Raw genomic sequence first — 18,251 nt, forward strand, 5'->3', positions numbered from 1 at the left:
GAGACGGACGCGCCAGTCTCGGCCTGCCACCCGATAGTATCCGTGCCATACGCCCGGTTGCACAGGAGAGGGTGAGTTGAAAACTGACGCTACACAGCTAGTGTCGCTGTCACACTGCGCGTCGCGCGCGGGGTCGGGGCCAGCCCGCTAGTCTCCGCCGAGGAGGGCAGCGAAGACCTCGCGCTCGGCTTTCCGCAGATGTCCCTGAACTGTCGCCGACGTCAGCCCGAGCGCCGCGGCGACCTCTTCGCCAGTGCTCTCGCGGGGCCAGTCGAAGTAGCCCGACCGGTAGGCCGCCTCGAGGACCTCCTGCTGCCGGTCGGTCAGCCCGTCGAGGGCGCCGCTGGGCTGGCCGCCGGTCGCGACTTCGCGGTCGCGCTCGCGGCTCGCGAGGAGTGAGGCCGACGGATACACCTCGACGATACGGTCGGCGATTCCCTGCACGTCGGCGTCGACCGGCGCTTCGACGGTGAGGCGAGCAACGTCCGGCGCCGCGGTGGCCATCTGGACGGCCGCGCCGGCAGCAGTGACGCGCTCGAGTAGCGACGACCGGTTGACGACCACTTCGAGTCGTCCCGACTGGCCGTCGTCGGTGATCGGTCGGACACGCTCCACTCTGGGTTCGTCGGCCAGCCTGTCGGCCACCGCGGCGGGACCGGCCCCGTCGACCGACAGGTAGAGCACCCACCCGTCGCCGCTGGGCACGTATCCGTCCAGAGAGACGGTACAGCCGAGCGCCGCCGCGATTGTGGCATACGGCGTTTCGACGTCCGTCGCGTCGAAATCGAGCTCGACGACGCCGTCGGCAAACAGCAGTTGCCGGGTTCGTTCTGCATCGAGGACGACGCCGACGAGTCGGCCGAGCACTTCGAGTCCCGTCCGCTCCCGTGGTGTCATCCCGTCCCGCTGACCGGACCCGAGGACCAGCACGCCGTGGACGGTCTCCCTGTGCTGGAGCGGAACGGCGGTAATCGACTCGACCCCCTGTGTCTGCTCGCGCCACCGCGGCGTCGACTCCCCTATCGTGACCGTTCCGGTCTCGATTGCTCGCGCTACGGGACCGGACCGGTCCGTCTCTATCCGGGTAGGGCCCCCGTCGATTCCGCTCGACGTGCTATATCGAACGTACCTTTCCCCCGGCTCGGACTGCCCGAGCCATGCGAACTGGTAGAAATCCGAGGCCGCGATACGTTCACAGAGCACTTGCACGGCGATGTCCCCCTGTCCCGTCCGTATCGATTCCTTCGCCGTCTCGAACAGGAGGTCGGTGATACGGTTCAGCGCCTCCAGCTCGTCACGCTGGCGCTCGAGGTCCCGTTCGCGTTCTTTTCGCTCCGTGATGTCTCGGGCGACACCGCACCTGAACGCACGCCCTGACACCGGGTCCTCGAACGTCGTTCCGCTGAACTCGTGGGTGATACGCTCCCCGTCGCTCGTGAGGATATCGACCTCGACGCGCCGGTCCTCGATGCTCTCTATCGCTTCCATCAGGCCAGGAACGTACTCGTGCTGGTCCGGCGGGATAAACTCGTGTGCGTGCATCTCCGCTATCTCCCCGTAACTGTAGCCGGTCGTCGCGGCGAGTTCCTCGTTCCAGAAACACAGACGTCCGTCGTCGTCGATGATGTAGACCACATCGTCGACGGTGCTCAGAACGGTGCGTGCCAGTTGCGCCGTTGTCCCAGTCGGGAGCTCGACCATCTCCCCGTCGTCGCTTCTATCCCCCGATTCGGCCGGTCGCTCGTCGACACACCAGACGACCGTCCCGTCGTCTGCCGGCGCCGACAGCGCCAGCTCGACCGGTACACGCCCCGCCCCTACCATCCACGTCGCGCCCCTCCAGCGACCGTCAGTCCGGGCGGTTTCGAGCGCGTCCGCGATTCGTCCCACTTCCGCCGACTCGAACAGCGTTTGCCACGAGCTGTCCACCAGCTCGTCACGGCCCCGTCCGACTGCAGCGGCGAACGTCGGAGAGACGTACGTGAGTGTCTCGCCACACTGGATGCCGACACCGAGGGGGACCGCCTCGGCGAGATGCCGCCAGCCGACCAGCGGGTTCGATTCGGTCATGTGGCACCCATCTCTCAAACGGTTTGTAATACTTTATGCACATCTCGGCAACATATCGCCACCCACACCGAACTCAGTCACCGGTGCTGAGCCACGGGACCTGTACTGGCGCCCCGCCAGCCGGCTGTCGGGTCGTCACTGGCGGTGGTCGCCATCGCCGCTACGGCCGGCAAGACCGGGCGACGAGGGCAGCCATGGCCCGCCGAGCCGCGCTTGCCGTGTTATATATCCAGGTCGGCCGTCTCGAACGCCCCCTCGTCGATGGTGGCGTCGTACTCGCGGACGGCCGAGAGGACGATTTCGAGTGTGCCGGCCGGACTCCAGCGGCCGGTGTTGACCACGAGGTCGTAGAAGGAGCGGTCCGAGAGGTCGATGTCGTAGTAGGACTCGTAGCGCGAGGCCTCGATGACCTCCCGGACTTGCATCTCCGCGGTCATCTCCTCGCGGTCGTCGGTCCGGTCGGCGCGGACGTTCGCCGGGGCGTCGAGCCAGATGCGGAGGTCCGCGCGGTTGCCGGCGAGCCACCCCGCCAGCCGGGACTCGAGGATAAAGGCCTTGTTGGCGGTCCCCCACTTCTCGGCGATGGTCCGGAGCCGCCGGTCCAGCGCCCGGTCTATCTCGTCGGACTGGCCGGCCTCCGCGATGAGCTGTGTCAGGGTCATATCCCGCTCCTCGGCCATCTCCCGGAACACTTCCCCGCCGGAGACGTAGCCACAGTCCAGCGCCGCCGAGAGCCCCTCACAGAGGGTGGTGACGCCCGAGCCGGGTGGTCCAGATACTGTCACGAAGAGATTCGAGTCGCTCAACCGGTCCGAACCGTCGTCGGTGTCGGCCATGTCCCGTCTGTCCGACGCGGGGCTTATAAACGCGGGGGCTCTGCTCGCACCACCCTGACCGCTCACTGGTCGGCGATAGCGTCGCCGGCGATGGAACGCCCGCGGGCCTCCAGCTGGACCTCGCGACGGGTCCTGACCGGCTCCAGGATGTCGGCTTCCATCAGCCGGTCGTAGACGTCTTCGACGTCGTCGATGTCCATGTCGACGAAGTCGGGGATTTTGAACGGCGAAATCCCGGAGTACAGCGCCATCAGAACCTGTGTCTCCTCGGGCGAGAGGTCGACGTCGTCGGCGGCGTTGCGCTGCTCGCCCTGTCTGACGAGCCCGCCGATGAGCGAGACGTGTCGGGGCGACCCGGAGATGTGGGTCTCGACCGAGGTCCCGTCGATGGTGTGTTCGACCTCCAGCAGCGGGCGCTCTTTGCCGCGAATCTCCTTCTGTTTCTGCTCGACGGTACCCACGTCGTCGATGTCCAGCTCGACGAAGGTGCCACTGGAGATAGCGATGTTGACGGTATCGTCCTGCTCTTCGTCTATCTTGAAGCGGGCCTTCTCCCAGGTGGCCTCCGTGACGACGCCGCCTTTAAGCGCCGGGTGTTTCACCAGGATAACTATCTGGTCGAGCAGCGTCTTGTACAGTTCGTCTTCGAACTCCTCGCTGGCCTTCGCGGAGACGAGCCACGCGTCCCGCCCGGCCTGGAGCTTGACGTAGCCGTCGACCTGTGCCAGCGACTGGTTCATCTGGCTGGCGGTGACGCTGGTGAGCTTCGAGAGTGCGATGGTGCGCTTGCCCTCGTTGGTCGCCAGTACGAGCCGTTTGTTCGACAGCAGGATGCGGCCGGGTAGCCACTCGATGTCGTTGCGCTTGCGCCCGTCCTTGACGACCTGGACGAACTTGCCTTTGGTGTCGACCAGTGCGTGTTCCCCGCTCATCTACCCTGAGTATACTATTCGCCCTCGTCGGTCTTAACGGGCTCGGCCGTCTGAGACGGGCCTGCGACCTGATGCCCGGTCATATCCGCCCTCCGAGTTTCGAGATGGCCGAAAAGGCCTTCTTCCGGACGATATCGTGTTCCGTGTCGTCGATGAGTTTGTCCAGCGCCTTCCGGGAGCGCTCGCCGCCGACCTTCCCGAGCGTGAATATCGCTTGCCCCTTCACCTGCGGGTCGACGCCGTCGTCCTCGACGAGTTTCAGCAGCCGCCGCTCGACCATGTTGTCCTCGCCGCCCAGCTCGGCGAGGCTGGTGGCGGCGAACTGGCGGAGCATCTGGTCGTCGTCTTTCAGCGCCTCGACCAGCGAGTCGAGGACTCGACTGCGCCCGTCGTCGCCGGCGACGCGCCCGAGCAGCCAGGCGGTGTTGCGCCGCTGGGCGGCCTGGGTACTCTCCTCTAAGATTTCGACCAGCGGGACCACGATGCTCTGGTCGTCCGAGCTCGAGAGCTTCTCGACGACCGTCTCGCGGATGTCGTGGCTCCGCTCGCTCGGGACGTTCGACAGCAGTTCGATGAGCGAGTAGACGGCGGTCCGACGAACCGCGGCCGACTCGTCGGAAAGCGCCTCGACGAGGTAGTCGACGGGCTTGTCGTTCTCGAAGTTGCCGAAGGCGTTGACCGCGATGCGACGGACCCGCTCGTTGTCGTCTTCGTACATCGGCAACAGCGTCTGCAGCGCCTGTCGGTTCCCGATGTTACCGAGTGCCTCGGCGGCCTCCCGCCGGACGGCGCCTTTCGGGTCCGTTAGCAGCGACTCCAGCGGGTTGGTCGCTCGCGAGTCCCCTATCTTCCCGGCCGAGCGGGCGGCCCGGGCCCGGACTCGCGGGTCCGAGTCCTCGAACCGTTCGGTGAGTTTCGGGACGCTGTCGGCCTGTTCCAGCCGGCCCAGCCCGTTCGCGGCGGCCATCCGCAGCTCGGGAATCTCCGCGTCTAAGGCCTGCATGAACGCCTTGGCTTTCACCCAGTCGGCGGCGTCGGCCTCGAGGTCGACGCCGGCCATACTCCCGATGAGTTGCTCGATGGCGTCGCCGCCCAGTTCGGAAAGCGAGTCGATAGCCGCCGCGGTCACCGCGTCGCTGTCGCTCTCGGCGGCGCCGACGAGAGCCGAGACCACGTCCCGTCGGTCGTCGTGGTCCGGGAAGTTCCCGAGGAGTTCTGCGGCCCGGAGCTGGACGCGCTCTTTCTCGCTCTCCCGTAACACGCGGATGAGCTCCTGGACGTCGCCGTCGCGTTCGAGTTGGTAGAGGCTCATAGTGATCCGTGTAGCGAGTTATCGGGACGCGCCGACCTCGGGGTCGGCGCGATTCGGAGATGATCTACGGTAATTACTGTCATACCCGGCGGTAGATGCGGTGTTGCTTGTCGACCGGTTCGAAGGCGTCGCGACATTCCGCCGGCAGCGTCTCGGTCATCCCGATCATGAGATAGCCGCCCTCCTTGAGCGAGCCCCGAATCGTCTCGAAGATGGGGACCTTGAACTCGGAGTCGATGTAGATGAGCAGGTTCCGACAGAAGACGAGGTCGAAGTCCCGCTTGGCCTGGCCGCGGATGAGGTCGTGCTGTTCGAACGTGACCATATCCTTGACGGCTTCCTTGACCTGGAAGGTGTTGCCCTCCTCCTCGACGTACTGCGCGTAGTCGTCGAGGGGCGCCAGCTCCTCGGCGATGTCGGTCGTGTGTGAGGTCTCGTAGGTCGCCTCGCGGGCCGCCTCCAGGATGTCGGCGTTGATGTCGGTGCCGAGCACCTCGACTTTCCGGGCGTCGATGTCGGGGTCGTCGAGCGCGAGCATCGCCGCCGAGTACGGTTCGCGGCCGTCCGCGCTCGGGGCCGACCAGAGCCGCACCGTGCGGTTGTTCGCGGTCAGGTCCCGCAACACCGGCCGCAGCGCCTCCCAGGCCTCAGGGTTCCGGAAGAACCCGGTGACGTTGATAGACAGCGAGTCCAGCAGCGCATCGCGCTCGTCGTCCTGTCGACGCAGTAGCTGCTTGTAGGCCCGGTAGCTGTCGGTGTCGGTCCGGCGCATCCGGGCGGTGATGCGACGGTCGAGATAGGCGTCGTTGTAGAAGCCCGACTCGAAGTCCATCTCCGCCTCGATGAAGCCCAGAAGGCGCTGGAACTGTCGGTTCTTGGCACTCATAGGGTCACCACGTCGAGGATGTGGACGATGTTGCCGTCGCCCAGCACGGCCGTCCCGGAGAGGCCGGGCGTCCCCGAGAGGATGCCCTCCAGCGGTTTGACCACGACCTCCTCCTGGCTGTTGACCGAGTCACAGTGTAAGGCGACCTGGCGCTCGGACTCCCGGATACGGACCAGCATGCCGTCGCCGTTGGCCGTCTCACCGGGCACGTCGAAGGTATCGTCCAGATGGATGACGGGGTAGATGTCGTCGTTGTGTTTGATGACTTCGGTCCCGTTGACCTGTTTCACCGACGACGTCGCCGTGATCTCGTCGACGTTCTTGATGGGGACGCCGTACTCCTCGTCGCCCACCTCGACGAACAGCACCTTCACGATGGCCATCGTCACCGGCAGGCGCAGGGCGACCGTCGTCCCCTCGCCGGGCGTGGAGTCGACGTTGACCGAGCCGTCCAGTTGCGTGACGGTGTCGTGAACGACGTCCATACCGACCCCGCGGCCGCTGGTGTCGGTCACCTCGTCGGCCGTCGAGAAGCCCGGGTGGAAGATGAGGTCGTAGATGGCCGAATCGTCCATCGCTTCGATCTCCTCCGGCGAACGGACGCCCTTCTCGATGGCCTTGTTCTTGATGCCCTCGACGTCCAGCCCCGCGCCGTCGTCTTCGACCTCGATGATGACGTGGTCGCGCTCACGGGAGGCCCTGAGCGTGATGTGGCCCGTGGGCTCTTTCCCCGCCGCTTCGCGCTCCGCCGGCGACTCGACGCCGTGGTCCACGGAGTTGCGCAGGATGTGCATCAGCGGGTCCGATATCTCGGTGAGAATCGTCCGGTCGAGCTCGATGTCCTCACCCTCTATCTCGAACTCGATGTCCTTGTCGAGTTCGCGAGCGAGGTCCCGGACCAGTCGGGGGAACTTCCCGACGACCTTCTTCAGCGGGATGAGCCGCATATCCATCACCGTGTTCTGAAGGTTCGCCGTTATCTTGTCCAGCTCGTTGAGCGTCTCGCCCGCGGAATCGAGGTCCTCGGTCTCGACTGCCCGGCGCAGTTTGATACGGCTGGTCACCAGTTGCTCGACCAGCCCGTGGAGGTCGTCGAGCTGGTCGACGTCGACGCGCACCGACTTTATCTCGTCGACGCTGTGTTCCTCCTCGCCGCCGCTGTCGGCGGCGCCGTCCGCTCCACCGGTTTCGTCCGCTCCGGCCGCCGTTGTGTCGTCCGCGTCGGCCGTCGCCGCGGACAGGCTGTCGGTGACGTCCGTCGCGGTGAAGCGCTCGATCTTGCCGACAGAGTCCAGTTCGGCGTCGACCGTCGCGGCGTCGCCCGCGTCGAGATAGAGTTCGAACGTGTCCTCGAACTCGCCGTCCTCGATGTCGGCCCGGCCCGGCTCGAACGCGAGGATATCGAAGATGTCCTCGACGCCCTCCAGTGCCAGCATCGAGTCCACGCCCAGCATATCGGAGTCGCCGATGTCGACGGTCACGTGGACCACACGCCCGTCGGCCTCGTCCGGGTCGATATCCGCGTCGATGTCGCCGCCAGCGGCGTCGCCACCGTCGCCCGTCGAATCGCTGGCCGACGGTGACCCGTCACCGCCCGCGGCGCCGGCCCCCTCTTCGAGGACGGTCCGCAGCTGGGCGACCAGCTCGTCGGAGTTCGTGGTGGACTCGCCCTCGGCCTCTATCTCGTTGACGATGACCTCTATCCGGTCGACACCAGCGAAGATGAGGTCCATCACGTCCGGGTTCACCTGCATCTCGCCCTGTCGCATGGCGTCGAGCAGGTCCTCCATCGCGTGGGCGAGGTTCGCCGCGTCGTCGAAGCCCATCGCGCCGAAGTTCCCCTTCAGCGTGTGCGCGGTGCGGAAGATAGAGTCCATCGCCGCCTCGTCGGCGGGGTCCGATTCCAGGTCGAGCAAGGAGTTGTTCAGCTCGGTTATCGCTTCCTCGCTCTCCCGAATGAATGCGTCTAGGTACTGGTCGTCCATTATGAGGTCACCTCAGTCGTTATCGTGTCGAGAATCCCGCTCGCAATCTCATCGATGGGCAACACGGTGTCCACGCAGCCGGTCTCGACTGCTCGCTTGGGCATCCCGTACACGGCGGACGTGGCTTCGTCCTGTGCGATGGTGCGTGCGCCCGCGTCTTTCATCCGCACGATGCCGTCGGCCCCGTCGCCGCCCATCCCGGTGAGGATGACGCCGACGAGGGGGTCGTCGACGACGTCTGCGGCCGTCCGCATCGTCACGTCGACGGCTGGCCGGACGCTGTTTTCCGGCGGGTCCCCGGTCAGTTTCACCCGGAGCCGGCCGTTCCGGTAGTTCTTCACCTCCATGTGGCGGTCACCGGCGGCGACGAGTGCCTCGCCGCCGCCGAGTCGCGCGCCGTCGGCCGCCTCCCGTACGTCGTAGTCGCTCTTGTTGTCGATGCGCTCGGAGAACCGGCCGGTGAAGCCCTCCGGCATGTGCTGGACGATGAGGACCCGGAAATCCGCCTCCCGGGGCAGCTCCGCCATCACCTGTTCGACCATCTTCGGGCCGCCGGTCGAGGAGCCGATGACGAGCGTCGGGTCGCCGACGTACGACCGGCCCTGGGTCCCGGCCTCGCTCTCCTCCCCGCCCACCCTGGACGGCGACGAGCGTGTCCCCCGCTTGCCGACGTCGACCTGTGCGACGGAGGTGACGATCTCGACGAGCTGGTCTTTCAGCCGCGACATCTCCATGGACACCTCGCCGCCCGGTTTCCGGAAGAAGTCGACCGCCCCCTTGTCCAGCGCCTCGAAGGTCACGTCCGCGTTCTCGTCCGTGTGCGCGGACAGCATGAGCACGGGGGTGGGCCGTTCGGCCATTATCATCTCGGTGGCCTCGATACCGTTCATCTCCGGCATCTCGACGTCCATCGTCACGACGTCGGGCTCGTGTGTGAGGACGGCCTCGACGGCCTCCCGGCCGTTCTTGGCCTCCGTGGCGACCTCGATACCCCCCTCTTCGAGGATATCCGAGATGACACTCCGCATGAAATGAGAGTCGTCGGCCACCACTGCACGCGTCCCACCAGGCATCGTCAGCTCGGTCCCTGTGGGCTGTGTCTCGTGGGCGGGCGGAACATCTGCATAGCTACGCGGAACTCCCAACTGGCCCAAAATAAAGACTCCGCCCACGTAATCAAAGTTGATAGTCCAGCACACAGCCTTTTATAGACCTACCGATGACGTTGAGATATCCGGCAGCCATGTCAGCCCAGTCAACTACAACCGGTCAGGTGCTCGAATTCAAGCTCGGCGAGGAGACGTACTGTGTCAGTATCGGCTACGTTACCGAGATTGTCGACGTGGGAGAGCTGACACAGGTCCCCAACGCCCCGGCCCACGTCGAGGGCGTGATGGACCTGCGCGGACGGACGACGTCCATCGTGGACCCCAAGACCGTCTTCGGCATTCGCGACGACAGCGACGGCCAGCGGATAATCGTCTTCGACCCGGACATCGTCCAGGACCAGGGTGCGGCTGGCTGGCTCGTCGACGAAGTGTATCAGGTCGTCCAGGTGACGCCCGACCAGATAGACCAGTCACCGGCCAACGACTCCGGTTCGATTCGCGGCGTCGTCAAGCGCGACGACGAGTTCGTCATCTGGGTCGACCCGGCGATGGTCCATAGCGCCCAGTGACGTCCCGAGCGTGTCGGGCAACAAGAGTTTTTAACAACAGCGTACGACCAACAGGTACCCAACTACAATCAGTATGATACAGCTAACGAAAACCGGCATCGACGGTCTCGACGATATCCTCAACGGCGGCATTGTGAAAGACTCCACGACGCTGATAAGCGGAAATCCCGGCGCCGGGAAGTCGATACTCTGTCTCCAGTACATCTACAACGGCGTGGAGATGTTCGACGAGAAAGGCATCTACCTCTCCTTCGAGGAAAACGCGAAAGATCTCCGGGAAGCCGCCGAGTCTATCGGCTTCGACAAGTGGCCAGAATACGTCGAAAACGGCGATATCAAGGTGTACGACAAGCAGGTTCTGCTCCGTGAGAACGATTTCTCTTCCTCGCTCGAAATCCTGCTCGAGGACCTCGAAGACGACGACTACGACCGGCTCGTACTGGACTCGCTGGCGATGTTCCAGCTCTTCTTCGAGAACGAGAAGGAGAAACGCACCTACCTGCTGAAACTCACCGACATCCTCCGGGCGAACGGGCTGACGACCCTGATGACCAACGAGCAGGGTGCCGTCTTCCCCGATACCGAGATCGGGCTGGAGAACTATCTCACCGACGGGAACATCTATCTCATCCAGACCCCGACCGACTCCGGCGTCAGCCGGTACGTCTGGGTCGCAAAGATGCGCAAGCAGAACATCGAGACCGACATCTATCCGATGGAGATCGACTGGGGCGGCATCAAAGTCCACCAGAACGCCAGCGCGTTCTCGATGATGAGCGAAGAGGAATCCCCGATCTAACGCGTTATTACGACGTGAAATAGCACTCTAGTGCGTTCCCTCGGTTGAACTAAGCGTCTGGGGAGAAATTCTTTCACCGGCCGAATCGGCCAGTATCATTGCCGATAGCTTTATTAAAGTCTGAATTTATGTTTTGATAACGATGGCATCGCCGGAGCTTCTCCAGACGCTGGGAAACAAATACAGCGCCGAGATACTCGAGGCGACTGACGAACCCATCTCGGCACAGGACCTGAGTGACGAACTCGAGATCCCCATCGCGACGTGCTATCGACGAATCGACGAACTGACCGAACACGACCTGCTCGAACTCCACGACAATATCCTCTCCGACGACCGCCGCCGCATCAAAGTCTACCGACGCAACGTCGACGAAGTGCGGGTCGATTTCGATGACGGCCTGACGATCAACGTCGAGGAACGCTCCGAAGTCACGAACAAACTCGACGAGGCCTGGCGGACGCTTTCGGATAGATAGCGTCGGCTGCGACCGATTATCAGTCACTGATGCCCGATTATCAGCAGGGATATTCGCGAGCGTGGATTTAATACAGGTGTTCGCTTACCAGCGACTAGGGCCGATGATAGAACTTATCTACGCCATCTCGACGCTCGTGTTCGTCGTCGCCGGACTCACCATGGTCGGGATGGCGATGCGGGCGTACGTCCAGACGTCACGGCAGGCGATGCTCTACCTGTCGATCGGGTTCTCGCTTGCTGTTGCGGGCGCCGCTGCGACGATGATCAGCGCGTTCATCAACGATTTCGACGGGGCCCGGTCGCTCCTGCTGGTCAACAGCGGTCTGACGACGTTTGGCTTCCTGTTCGTGATGTACAGCCTCGTGACCTACGAGTGAATAATCGCCGCGGACCTGGCTACAGGGTCCGACCTCTTCGCAGCTGTCTTCTTGGATACTCTCTCGGTATGACGTTCCGAACTCACCGTGGTTGACTGACGCTGTCAGTGCAGCGTCACCGGCTTCTCGCCCGAGCGTGAACCGGTCGGGATAGTCCACGATTCTGTGGCGTCCATTTCCGTAAAGAAGGCTTAGAGGGCCTCAAGCAGTTGTTATCAGTACCGATATTCTAGGGAGAGGTATTATTACCGGTGAAAAATAGATTCGGATAGGGTCAACAGACCTGGAATATCCATGCTCGAAACATTCAAAAACGACGACGACCGCGGGCAAGTCGGTATCGGCACGCTCATCGTGTTCATCGCGATGGTGCTGGTGGCGGCTATCGCCGCAGGCGTCCTGATCAACACGGCCGGATTCCTGCAGAGCGGTGCCGAGGAAACCGGACAGCAGAGTAGCGACCAAGTGACCAACCGACTGCAGGAAGTGAGTTCGGTGGGTGCGGTCACCGACGGCAACATCAGTTCGGTCAACATCACGGTGAAGAAAGCCCCCGGGGCGAACAACATCGACCTGAGCACGACGACGCTCCAGTTCGTTCACTCCAGTGGCTCGACTGATATGACGTATGAAACGAGTACGTCGGCCACGAACTTCACTGTCTCTGCGATTCAGGACGAGGGCGGCGAGTCCATCGTGGACGGCTCACCGGTCCTGAACGACCCAGCTGACCGGGCTCGGATCACGCTCAACACCACCGCAATCATCGGAAGCGGCGGCCTGGGCGAGGGTGACACGGCGACGATTCAGCTCAACACCCAGTCCGGCGGGACCACCGAAATCCGCCTCGTCGTCCCGGAGACGCTCTCCGGTGCCGACGCGGTCACTCTCTAAACCTGCGCGCGTTCCTTTTTCGGCTGCTCGATTCCGACTAGCCACGGAACCGTCCCGAAAGACCGATCGACTGGTCTCGAACTCGTCCGTGCTGGGTATCACTTGCGATAGCTCCTGACTCAGCTTGGCGAGATAAATCGGCTGTAGAGGGGCTCAGGAGGCTGTTATCAGCAAAGATATTTTGGGGAGAGGTATTATTACTGATGAAAGGTAGATTCGTGGTAGGGTCAGACAGACCTGAACTACCAATGTTCGACAAATTACACAACGACGACGACCGCGGGCAGGTCGGTATCGGCACGCTCATCGTGTTCATCGCGATGGTGCTGGTGGCGGCAATCGCTGCGGGCGTCCTCATCAACACGGCCGGATTCCTGCAGAGCGGTGCCGAGGAAACCGGACAGCAGAGTAGCGACCAGGTGACCAACCGACTGCAGGAAGTGAGTTCCGTCGGGATCGTCACTAACGGCAACATCAGTTCGGTCAACATCACCGTCAAGAAGGCCCCTGGTGCGAACAACATCGACCTGAGCACGACGACGCTCCAGTTCGTTCACTCCAGTGGCTCGACCGATATGACGTATGTAGAGAACGCATCGAACATCGATGCGAGCACCGAGTTCAGCGTCGAACCGATCCAAGACGAGGGTGGTGAGTCGATAACTGTCGACTCGCCAGTCCTGAACGACCCGGCCGACCGAGCCCGGATTGTGCTGAACACCACCCAGATCGTCGGAAATGGTGGCCTGAGCGAAGGTGACACGGCAACCATCCAGCTCAACACCCAGTCCGGCGGGACCACCGAAATCCGTCTCGTCGTGCCGGAGACGCTGTCTGGCGCCTCTGCGGTCACTCTCTAAGCCTGCGCGATTTCCGTTTTCGTTTTCGACCTCGACCAGCGACGGAATTATACCGCTTCCTCACACACTGTAGTACATGAGCCGGGGGCCCGACGAACCGAATCCGGAAGACGGCAAGATTCTCTCCCCCGAAGAGCTCGAGCTTGGCGACGACGAACACGTCACACAGATCGACGAGGGTCGATACGTGGTCTCGCCGGACGTGCGTGACAACGACGACAGCTACGGCGGCCAGCCGTCGATGCCGGAGCCAGACCCCGAGCCCGCGTCGGAACAGGCGCCTGAGACGCCCGAGTTCACCGATGGCAACGTCCACGAGTGGCTCGCCGAACAGATGGCCGACTCCAACGCCCGCTATGGCTTCGACGTGACCGCGAAGTTCGACGGCGAAGTCGACCAGCAGCGGCTCACCTCCAACGACATCGTCACGGTCTTCGAGACGCTCATGCTCTGGTATGGCCGCCAGATGGACGGCTCGACCGACGTCCAGGACGTCCTCGGCATCCTGCTCTCGGAGTCGAACGTCCCGGTGAAGTATCCGCCCGGAAGTATCAAGACGCTGGCCCGCTCGGCCGGTCTCAGTCCCGACGACTCCATCGCGGACCTCATCGAGGCCATCGAAGAGCGCGACGGCGCGAAGCTGTAGCGGCGGTACGTCTTTCAGGATACCAAACTGGCCACCTCGTGTCGACAGCTCGACCCGTTCAACTGGTCGCAGTCGGTGGTATCACACGCGATAATTTACGGGTCACATTTATCCCAGTCATTACGGTAGTAGCGGGCATGCCAGACGTACTGATTGCCGACGACTCGGAGTTCATGCGGAACCTCCTGCGGGAGATCCTCGAAGAGGACCACACTATCGTCGGGGAAGTCGAGAACGGCGTCGAAGCGGTCGAAGTGTACAAGGAGCAGACCCCGGACCTGGTGATGATGGACATCGTGATGCCAATCCGGGACGGTATCGAGGCGACAAGCGAAATCAAGTCCTCGAACCCGAACGCCAACGTCATCATGTGTACCAGCGTCGGCCAGGAGGAGAAGATGAAAGAGGCGGTCAAAGCCGGTGCCGACGGCTACATCACCAAACCCTTCCAGAAACCCAGCGTGATGGAGGCTATCGAGGACGTCGTCCCCTCATAGATGAACGTCGATATCCAGTCGCTCGGCACGTTCAACCAGCTCGCCCACGAAGGGGCCAAGCAGGCCACCCAGTCGCTGGCCCAGATGACCGGCATCGACGCCGCCGTCGACGTGACGAAGATCACGTTGCTGGACCGCGCCGACATCGGCGAGGACCTCGCGGGGCGGGACTTCGTCGGCGTGCAGTTCGAGTACGAGGGCGTACTGGAGGGCGACACGGTGCTGGTCTTCGACGCGGAGTCGGCCGACACCATCGCCGATTCGATGATGCCCGGCGCCAGCGACGACCCCGGGATGGCCCAGAGCGCCGTCAAGGAGATCGGCAACATCATGATGAGCGGCTTCATCGACGGCTGGGCCGACTACCTCGACTCGACCATCGACCACTCGCCGCCCGAATACATCGCGAAGTCGGGAGCGGCAGTGCTTCCGGAGGCCCCCGAGACCGGGGACCACCGGCAGGTGTTCGTCTTCAAGTCCGAAATCGAGTGGGTCGGTGAGTCGGTGAACTTCTACATCTACATGCTCCCCGAGTACGAACCGCTCGCCGAGGCGATGGTCGAGAGCGTCGACACGGAGGGCGATGCCATCCCCATCGACAAGCTCCAGACGTTCAACGAGATGACGACGAAGGGGACCCAGCAGGCCGCCGACAACGTCGAGATGATGACGGGGATTCCGACCGACGCCGAGGTGACCCAGATAAGCTTCGCGCCCATCGAGGACGTCCCGAAACAGATAGGGACCGACACCTACGTCGGCACGGTCGTCGAGTTCACCGGCGTCCCCAGTGGCTACCTCATGGTGCTGTTCGACGAGGTCTCGGCGGTCAACGTCGCGGAGGCGATGATGCCCGTCGAGATGGACGGCGACGAACTCACCGACCAGCACGAGGCGGCCATCGAGGAGCTGGGCAACATCATGACGAGCGGCTTCGTCGACGGCTGGGCGAACGTCCTCCAGACGTCGGTCGACCACACGCCGCCGAAACTCGTCCACGACATGGGGCGGGCCATCGTCGACCCGCTGGCGGCACAGGTCGGTCAGCACCAGGAGCACGCCTTTATTATCGACTCGAAGATGCGGACCGACGATATCGAGTTCAGCGCGGAGATACACGCGCTCCCGAACGAACAGGAACTTCGGGCGGCCCTCGACGACCTGGACGTCGACCGAGCCGACGAGACCGAGGCCGACGTCGAACAGATATTCGAATAATGAAAGTCTACGACGGCAGCCAGACGGAGTCGGGGCAGGAGACCAAGCCCGAGCGACTGAAGGTCGGCATCGCGGAGTACGAGGTAACGACCGACTCGGCGGTGTTGACGACCAGCGGCCTGGGCTCCTGTATCGGTATCGCGCTGTACGACGAGCCGACGGGCGCTGCCGGACTGGTCCACATCATGCTGCCCACTGCCGAGGACGTAGAGGGGGGCAACCGGGCGAAGTTCGCCGACACCGGCGTCACCGAGCTGGTCGAGGCGCTGGAGGCCGTCGGCGCCTCGGCGTCGACCATGCAGGCCAAGATAGCCGGCGGCAGCGATATGCTCGACTTCTCGGAGAACGGCTCCTCGATCGGCTCGCGCAACCTCGACCAGGTGCGAGAGACCCTTTCGGAGTTTGACATCCCCATCGCCGGCGAGGACGTCGGCGGGGACCACGGCCGGTCGCTCAGGCTGGAAGCCGACTCCGGTGACCTCGTGGTCAAGAGCGCGAACACCGAGTCGGTCGTTCTCTGATTTCCGCTTCTGAAAATAGAGGCCCACCGCCGACGCCCGTGTCGCGTCAGACGGATGGCAGTCGTCTGTCTGCTGCACGCGCAACTCTCAGACGCTCTATCGCCACATCTCCAGTTGAAACGGTGGCCGATATCCGGGAACCACCGAAGTTAGACTTGATTTAACAACCCGAAACGTTTAAACAACCGCTTTGTTATCAACCATGATAAGCTAGACGGAATATTCAAGGGTATCTGCAGGAATCATTGTAGACGATGAGTAGTTTCGCTCTCGTGCCGACGCTACAGGCACTCGCTCCGGACGTGGCCGCGCTGGTCCCAGCGCTCGTCGTGCTGCTGTCCGGGGGCCTGGTCGGGATGAGTATCAAGAATATGTTCGACTCGATTATGTCGGACGACGAGAGCGACGACGACAGCGGTGGCGGTGACGATATGGGTGGCGGCGGGCTGATGGGCGACGACGGCGGCGGTGGCGACGGCGGCGACGACCTCGGTGGGCTGGGCGGCCTCGACGACGACGGCGACGACATGGGCGGGTTCGGCGACGACGAGTTCGGCGACATGGAGGACGCTACCGGTCCCGACACCGACGAGCTGGAACACCGGCTCGACGAACTGGAAAACGAGGTCGGGAGCCTCTCCTCGACGGTCAACACCGTCCGGACGGAGAACGAATCCATCTCCGAATCCGTCGACGAAGTCCAGGAGAACGTCCGGAAGCTGCTCGACATCTACGAGATGGTCACGCGCGGCGTGAACCCCTTCGCCGACGACGTCGACGCCGGGATGGGTGGTGGCGGCATGGGCGATGGCTCCTTCGGTCTCTTCGACGACGACGGCGGCGACGAGGAGGGCGAGGACATCGACGACGACGTCGCCAGCGCCGACGCTGAGGGCTTCTTCGACGAGGACCTCGTCGAGGACGACGGGATGGCGATGGACGACGAGATGTCCATGGACGAGGGCGACACCGACGATATGTTCGGCGACGACCTCGACGACGGCTTCGAGGACGATGGCGGCGAGTTCGACGAGGAGTTCGAGGAGGAAGACGACATGAGTATGGACGACGGGCTCGATATGGACGAGGAGGAAAGCGACGACGGAGATTCTGACGGCGGCAAGTCCTTCGCGGAGCTAAAAGACGAGTACGAGTCGGGCGACGCAGAGTGGGCCGACGGCGAAGAGCCCGAGGACGACGGCGACGACCTGCTGGAGGACGACGAGGAGCTGCTGGACGACGGCGACGACGCCCTCGACGGCGACGGCTTCGACGCCGACGAGAGTGGCCTCGAGGACGACGACCTCTTCGACGAGGTCATCGAGGACGAGGGCGAGGAGGCCGAGGCTGGCGGGATGGACGCCGTCGAAGCGGAGCCGGAACCAGAACCGGAGCCCGAACCGGAACCAGAACCCGCGGCTGAGCCCGAGCCGGAGCCTGAACCTGTCGCCGAGCCGGAACCCGAACCGACGACCGACGCCACGCCGGACACGGACGACGAGAGCGACGACGGCAAACCCTACCTGGCGACGATGCCGGAGGGCTTTGCGGCGGACCTGATAATCATCGAGTGGCTGGAGTTCCTGACGAGTCAGGCCGGCTACCGCGAGACGTCCCGTGCGATAGACTACTACGAGACCATCGGCTGGATCGACCAGTCCGTGGCCGACGACCTCGCGGACTACCTGCGGGGCTTCGACGACGTGGCGGATTCCGGCGACGGTCTCACCATCGACCACCACACCGAGAGCCTGCGTTACATCTCGCAACTCGACGAGGACAGCGGGGCCGAAGCCGTCGCGCTCTCGAAGCTCGTGGGAGGTGGCTCGGATGGGATTCAGCGTTAGCGGCTCGGCTGCCCTCATCTTCGTGGCCGCCTTCATCGGCTTCGGGATGTTCTACTCGGCGGCGGCAAACAGCACCGAGATGGTCAACGACGCCCGCGAAGACCGCTCGGACCGGCAGCTCGAACGGACCAACACCGAAATAGAAATTACCACTGTGAACTACAACGCGACCTCGAACTACCTGAACGTCACCGTCGACAACACCGGTGCGACGGAACTCGCCGTCAGTGACGTCGACGTCCTCGTCGACAACAGCTACCAGACCGGCTACCGGACGGCCGTCGAGGGCGACACAGGGACGGACCTCTGGCTCCCGCGAGAGACGCTGGCTATCAACACGACGGTCGATACGACGCCCAGCGCCGTGAAAATCGTCACTGGCCCCGGCGTCGCCGCGACGGAGGTGGTCTGAC

Annotated in this window: 19 protein-coding genes; 12 read left to right on the top strand and 7 right to left on the bottom strand. The window is 63.5% G+C overall.

The window, feature by feature from the left end; all coding sequences use genetic code 11:
- Positions 1 to 147 precede the first annotated feature (147 nt).
- From EGD98_RS12070 to EGD98_RS12100, 7 genes are all read right to left on the bottom strand, one after another.
- A complete protein-coding gene (locus EGD98_RS12070; RefSeq protein WP_220588624.1) occupies positions 148 to 2,070 on the bottom strand; it encodes a bacterio-opsin activator domain-containing protein in 1,923 nt (640 codons plus the stop codon).
- Between the two features lie 221 nt (positions 2,071 to 2,291).
- A complete protein-coding gene (gene cmk, locus EGD98_RS12075; protein ID WP_220588625.1) occupies positions 2,292 to 2,906 on the bottom strand; it encodes a (d)CMP kinase in 615 nt (204 codons plus the stop codon).
- A 62-nt stretch (positions 2,907 to 2,968) separates the two neighbouring features.
- A complete protein-coding gene (locus EGD98_RS12080; RefSeq protein ID WP_220588626.1) occupies positions 2,969 to 3,838 on the bottom strand; it encodes a CheF family chemotaxis protein in 870 nt (289 codons plus the stop codon).
- Between the two features lie 79 nt (positions 3,839 to 3,917).
- Positions 3,918 to 5,150 carry a HEAT repeat domain-containing protein gene (locus EGD98_RS12085; RefSeq protein WP_220588627.1) on the bottom strand — a complete coding sequence of 411 codons (1,233 nt, stop codon included), beginning with the start codon at positions 5,148 to 5,150 and terminating at the stop codon, positions 3,918 to 3,920.
- A 79-nt stretch (positions 5,151 to 5,229) separates the two neighbouring features.
- Positions 5,230 to 6,036 carry a CheR family methyltransferase gene (locus tag EGD98_RS12090; protein ID WP_220588628.1) on the bottom strand — a complete coding sequence of 269 codons (807 nt, stop codon included), beginning with the start codon at positions 6,034 to 6,036 and terminating at the stop codon, positions 5,230 to 5,232.
- A complete protein-coding gene (gene cheA, locus EGD98_RS12095) occupies positions 6,033 to 8,021 on the bottom strand; it encodes a chemotaxis protein CheA (RefSeq protein WP_220588629.1) in 1,989 nt (662 codons plus the stop codon). The genes EGD98_RS12090 and cheA overlap by 4 nt, the downstream gene beginning before the upstream one ends.
- Positions 8,021 to 9,094: a protein-glutamate methylesterase/protein-glutamine glutaminase gene (locus EGD98_RS12100; protein WP_220588630.1), complete on the bottom strand. Its 1,074-nt coding sequence runs from the start codon at positions 9,092 to 9,094 to the stop codon at positions 8,021 to 8,023. The genes cheA and EGD98_RS12100 overlap by 1 nt, the downstream gene beginning before the upstream one ends.
- Positions 9,095 to 9,264: 170 nt before the next feature.
- On the opposite strand from EGD98_RS12100, the gene EGD98_RS12105 reads away from it, so the two are divergent.
- From EGD98_RS12105 to arlF, 12 genes are all read left to right on the top strand, one after another.
- Positions 9,265 to 9,699, top strand: a complete 435-nt coding sequence (locus EGD98_RS12105) for a chemotaxis protein CheW (protein ID WP_220588631.1) — start codon at positions 9,265 to 9,267, stop codon at positions 9,697 to 9,699.
- A gap of 73 nt (positions 9,700 to 9,772) precedes the next feature.
- The gene (locus tag EGD98_RS12110) at positions 9,773 to 10,498 is read left to right on the top strand and encodes an RAD55 family ATPase (protein ID WP_220588632.1); all 726 of its coding nucleotides are present in this window, start codon (positions 9,773 to 9,775) and stop codon (positions 10,496 to 10,498) included.
- A gap of 142 nt (positions 10,499 to 10,640) precedes the next feature.
- Positions 10,641 to 10,976 (top strand): ArsR/SmtB family transcription factor, encoded by a 336-nt coding sequence (locus EGD98_RS12115; protein WP_220588633.1) that lies wholly within the window; start codon positions 10,641 to 10,643, stop codon positions 10,974 to 10,976.
- Positions 10,977 to 11,079: 103 nt separating this feature from the next.
- On the top strand, positions 11,080 to 11,355 hold the full coding sequence (locus tag EGD98_RS12120; RefSeq protein ID WP_220588634.1) for a DUF7521 family protein: 276 nt from the start codon (positions 11,080 to 11,082) through the stop codon (positions 11,353 to 11,355).
- A 294-nt stretch (positions 11,356 to 11,649) separates the two neighbouring features.
- Positions 11,650 to 12,249, top strand: a complete 600-nt coding sequence (locus EGD98_RS12125; RefSeq protein ID WP_220588635.1) for an archaellin/type IV pilin N-terminal domain-containing protein — start codon at positions 11,650 to 11,652, stop codon at positions 12,247 to 12,249.
- A 248-nt stretch (positions 12,250 to 12,497) separates the two neighbouring features.
- Positions 12,498 to 13,109, top strand: a complete 612-nt coding sequence (locus EGD98_RS12130; protein ID WP_220588636.1) for an archaellin/type IV pilin N-terminal domain-containing protein — start codon at positions 12,498 to 12,500, stop codon at positions 13,107 to 13,109.
- A gap of 76 nt (positions 13,110 to 13,185) precedes the next feature.
- Complete coding sequence (locus EGD98_RS12135; protein WP_220588637.1) at positions 13,186 to 13,755, top strand: DUF7500 family protein; 570 nt, start codon at positions 13,186 to 13,188, stop codon at positions 13,753 to 13,755.
- Between the two features lie 137 nt (positions 13,756 to 13,892).
- Positions 13,893 to 14,252, top strand: coding sequence for a chemotaxis protein CheY (gene cheY, locus EGD98_RS12140; protein WP_220588638.1), 360 nt, complete (start codon positions 13,893 to 13,895; stop codon positions 14,250 to 14,252).
- On the top strand, positions 14,253 to 15,470 hold the full coding sequence (locus tag EGD98_RS12145) for a chemotaxis protein CheC (RefSeq protein ID WP_220588639.1): 1,218 nt from the start codon (positions 14,253 to 14,255) through the stop codon (positions 15,468 to 15,470). It begins immediately after the preceding gene.
- On the top strand, positions 15,470 to 15,991 hold the full coding sequence (locus EGD98_RS12150) for a chemotaxis protein CheD (protein ID WP_220588640.1): 522 nt from the start codon (positions 15,470 to 15,472) through the stop codon (positions 15,989 to 15,991). The genes EGD98_RS12145 and EGD98_RS12150 overlap by 1 nt, the downstream gene beginning before the upstream one ends.
- Positions 15,992 to 16,245: 254 nt before the next feature.
- Positions 16,246 to 17,838 (top strand): FlaD/FlaE family flagellar protein, encoded by a 1,593-nt coding sequence (locus EGD98_RS12155; protein WP_220588641.1) that lies wholly within the window; start codon positions 16,246 to 16,248, stop codon positions 17,836 to 17,838.
- Positions 17,822 to 18,250 carry an archaellum stator protein ArlF gene (arlF, locus tag EGD98_RS12160; protein ID WP_220588642.1) on the top strand — a complete coding sequence of 143 codons (429 nt, stop codon included), beginning with the start codon at positions 17,822 to 17,824 and terminating at the stop codon, positions 18,248 to 18,250. Before EGD98_RS12155 ends, arlF begins: the two co-directional genes overlap by 17 nt.
- Position 18,251 lies beyond the last annotated feature (1 nt).

This window comes from Haloarcula salinisoli (genome assembly GCF_019599405.1).
GTDB classification, from domain to species: Archaea; Halobacteriota; Halobacteria; order Halobacteriales; family Haloarculaceae; genus Haloarcula; species Haloarcula salinisoli.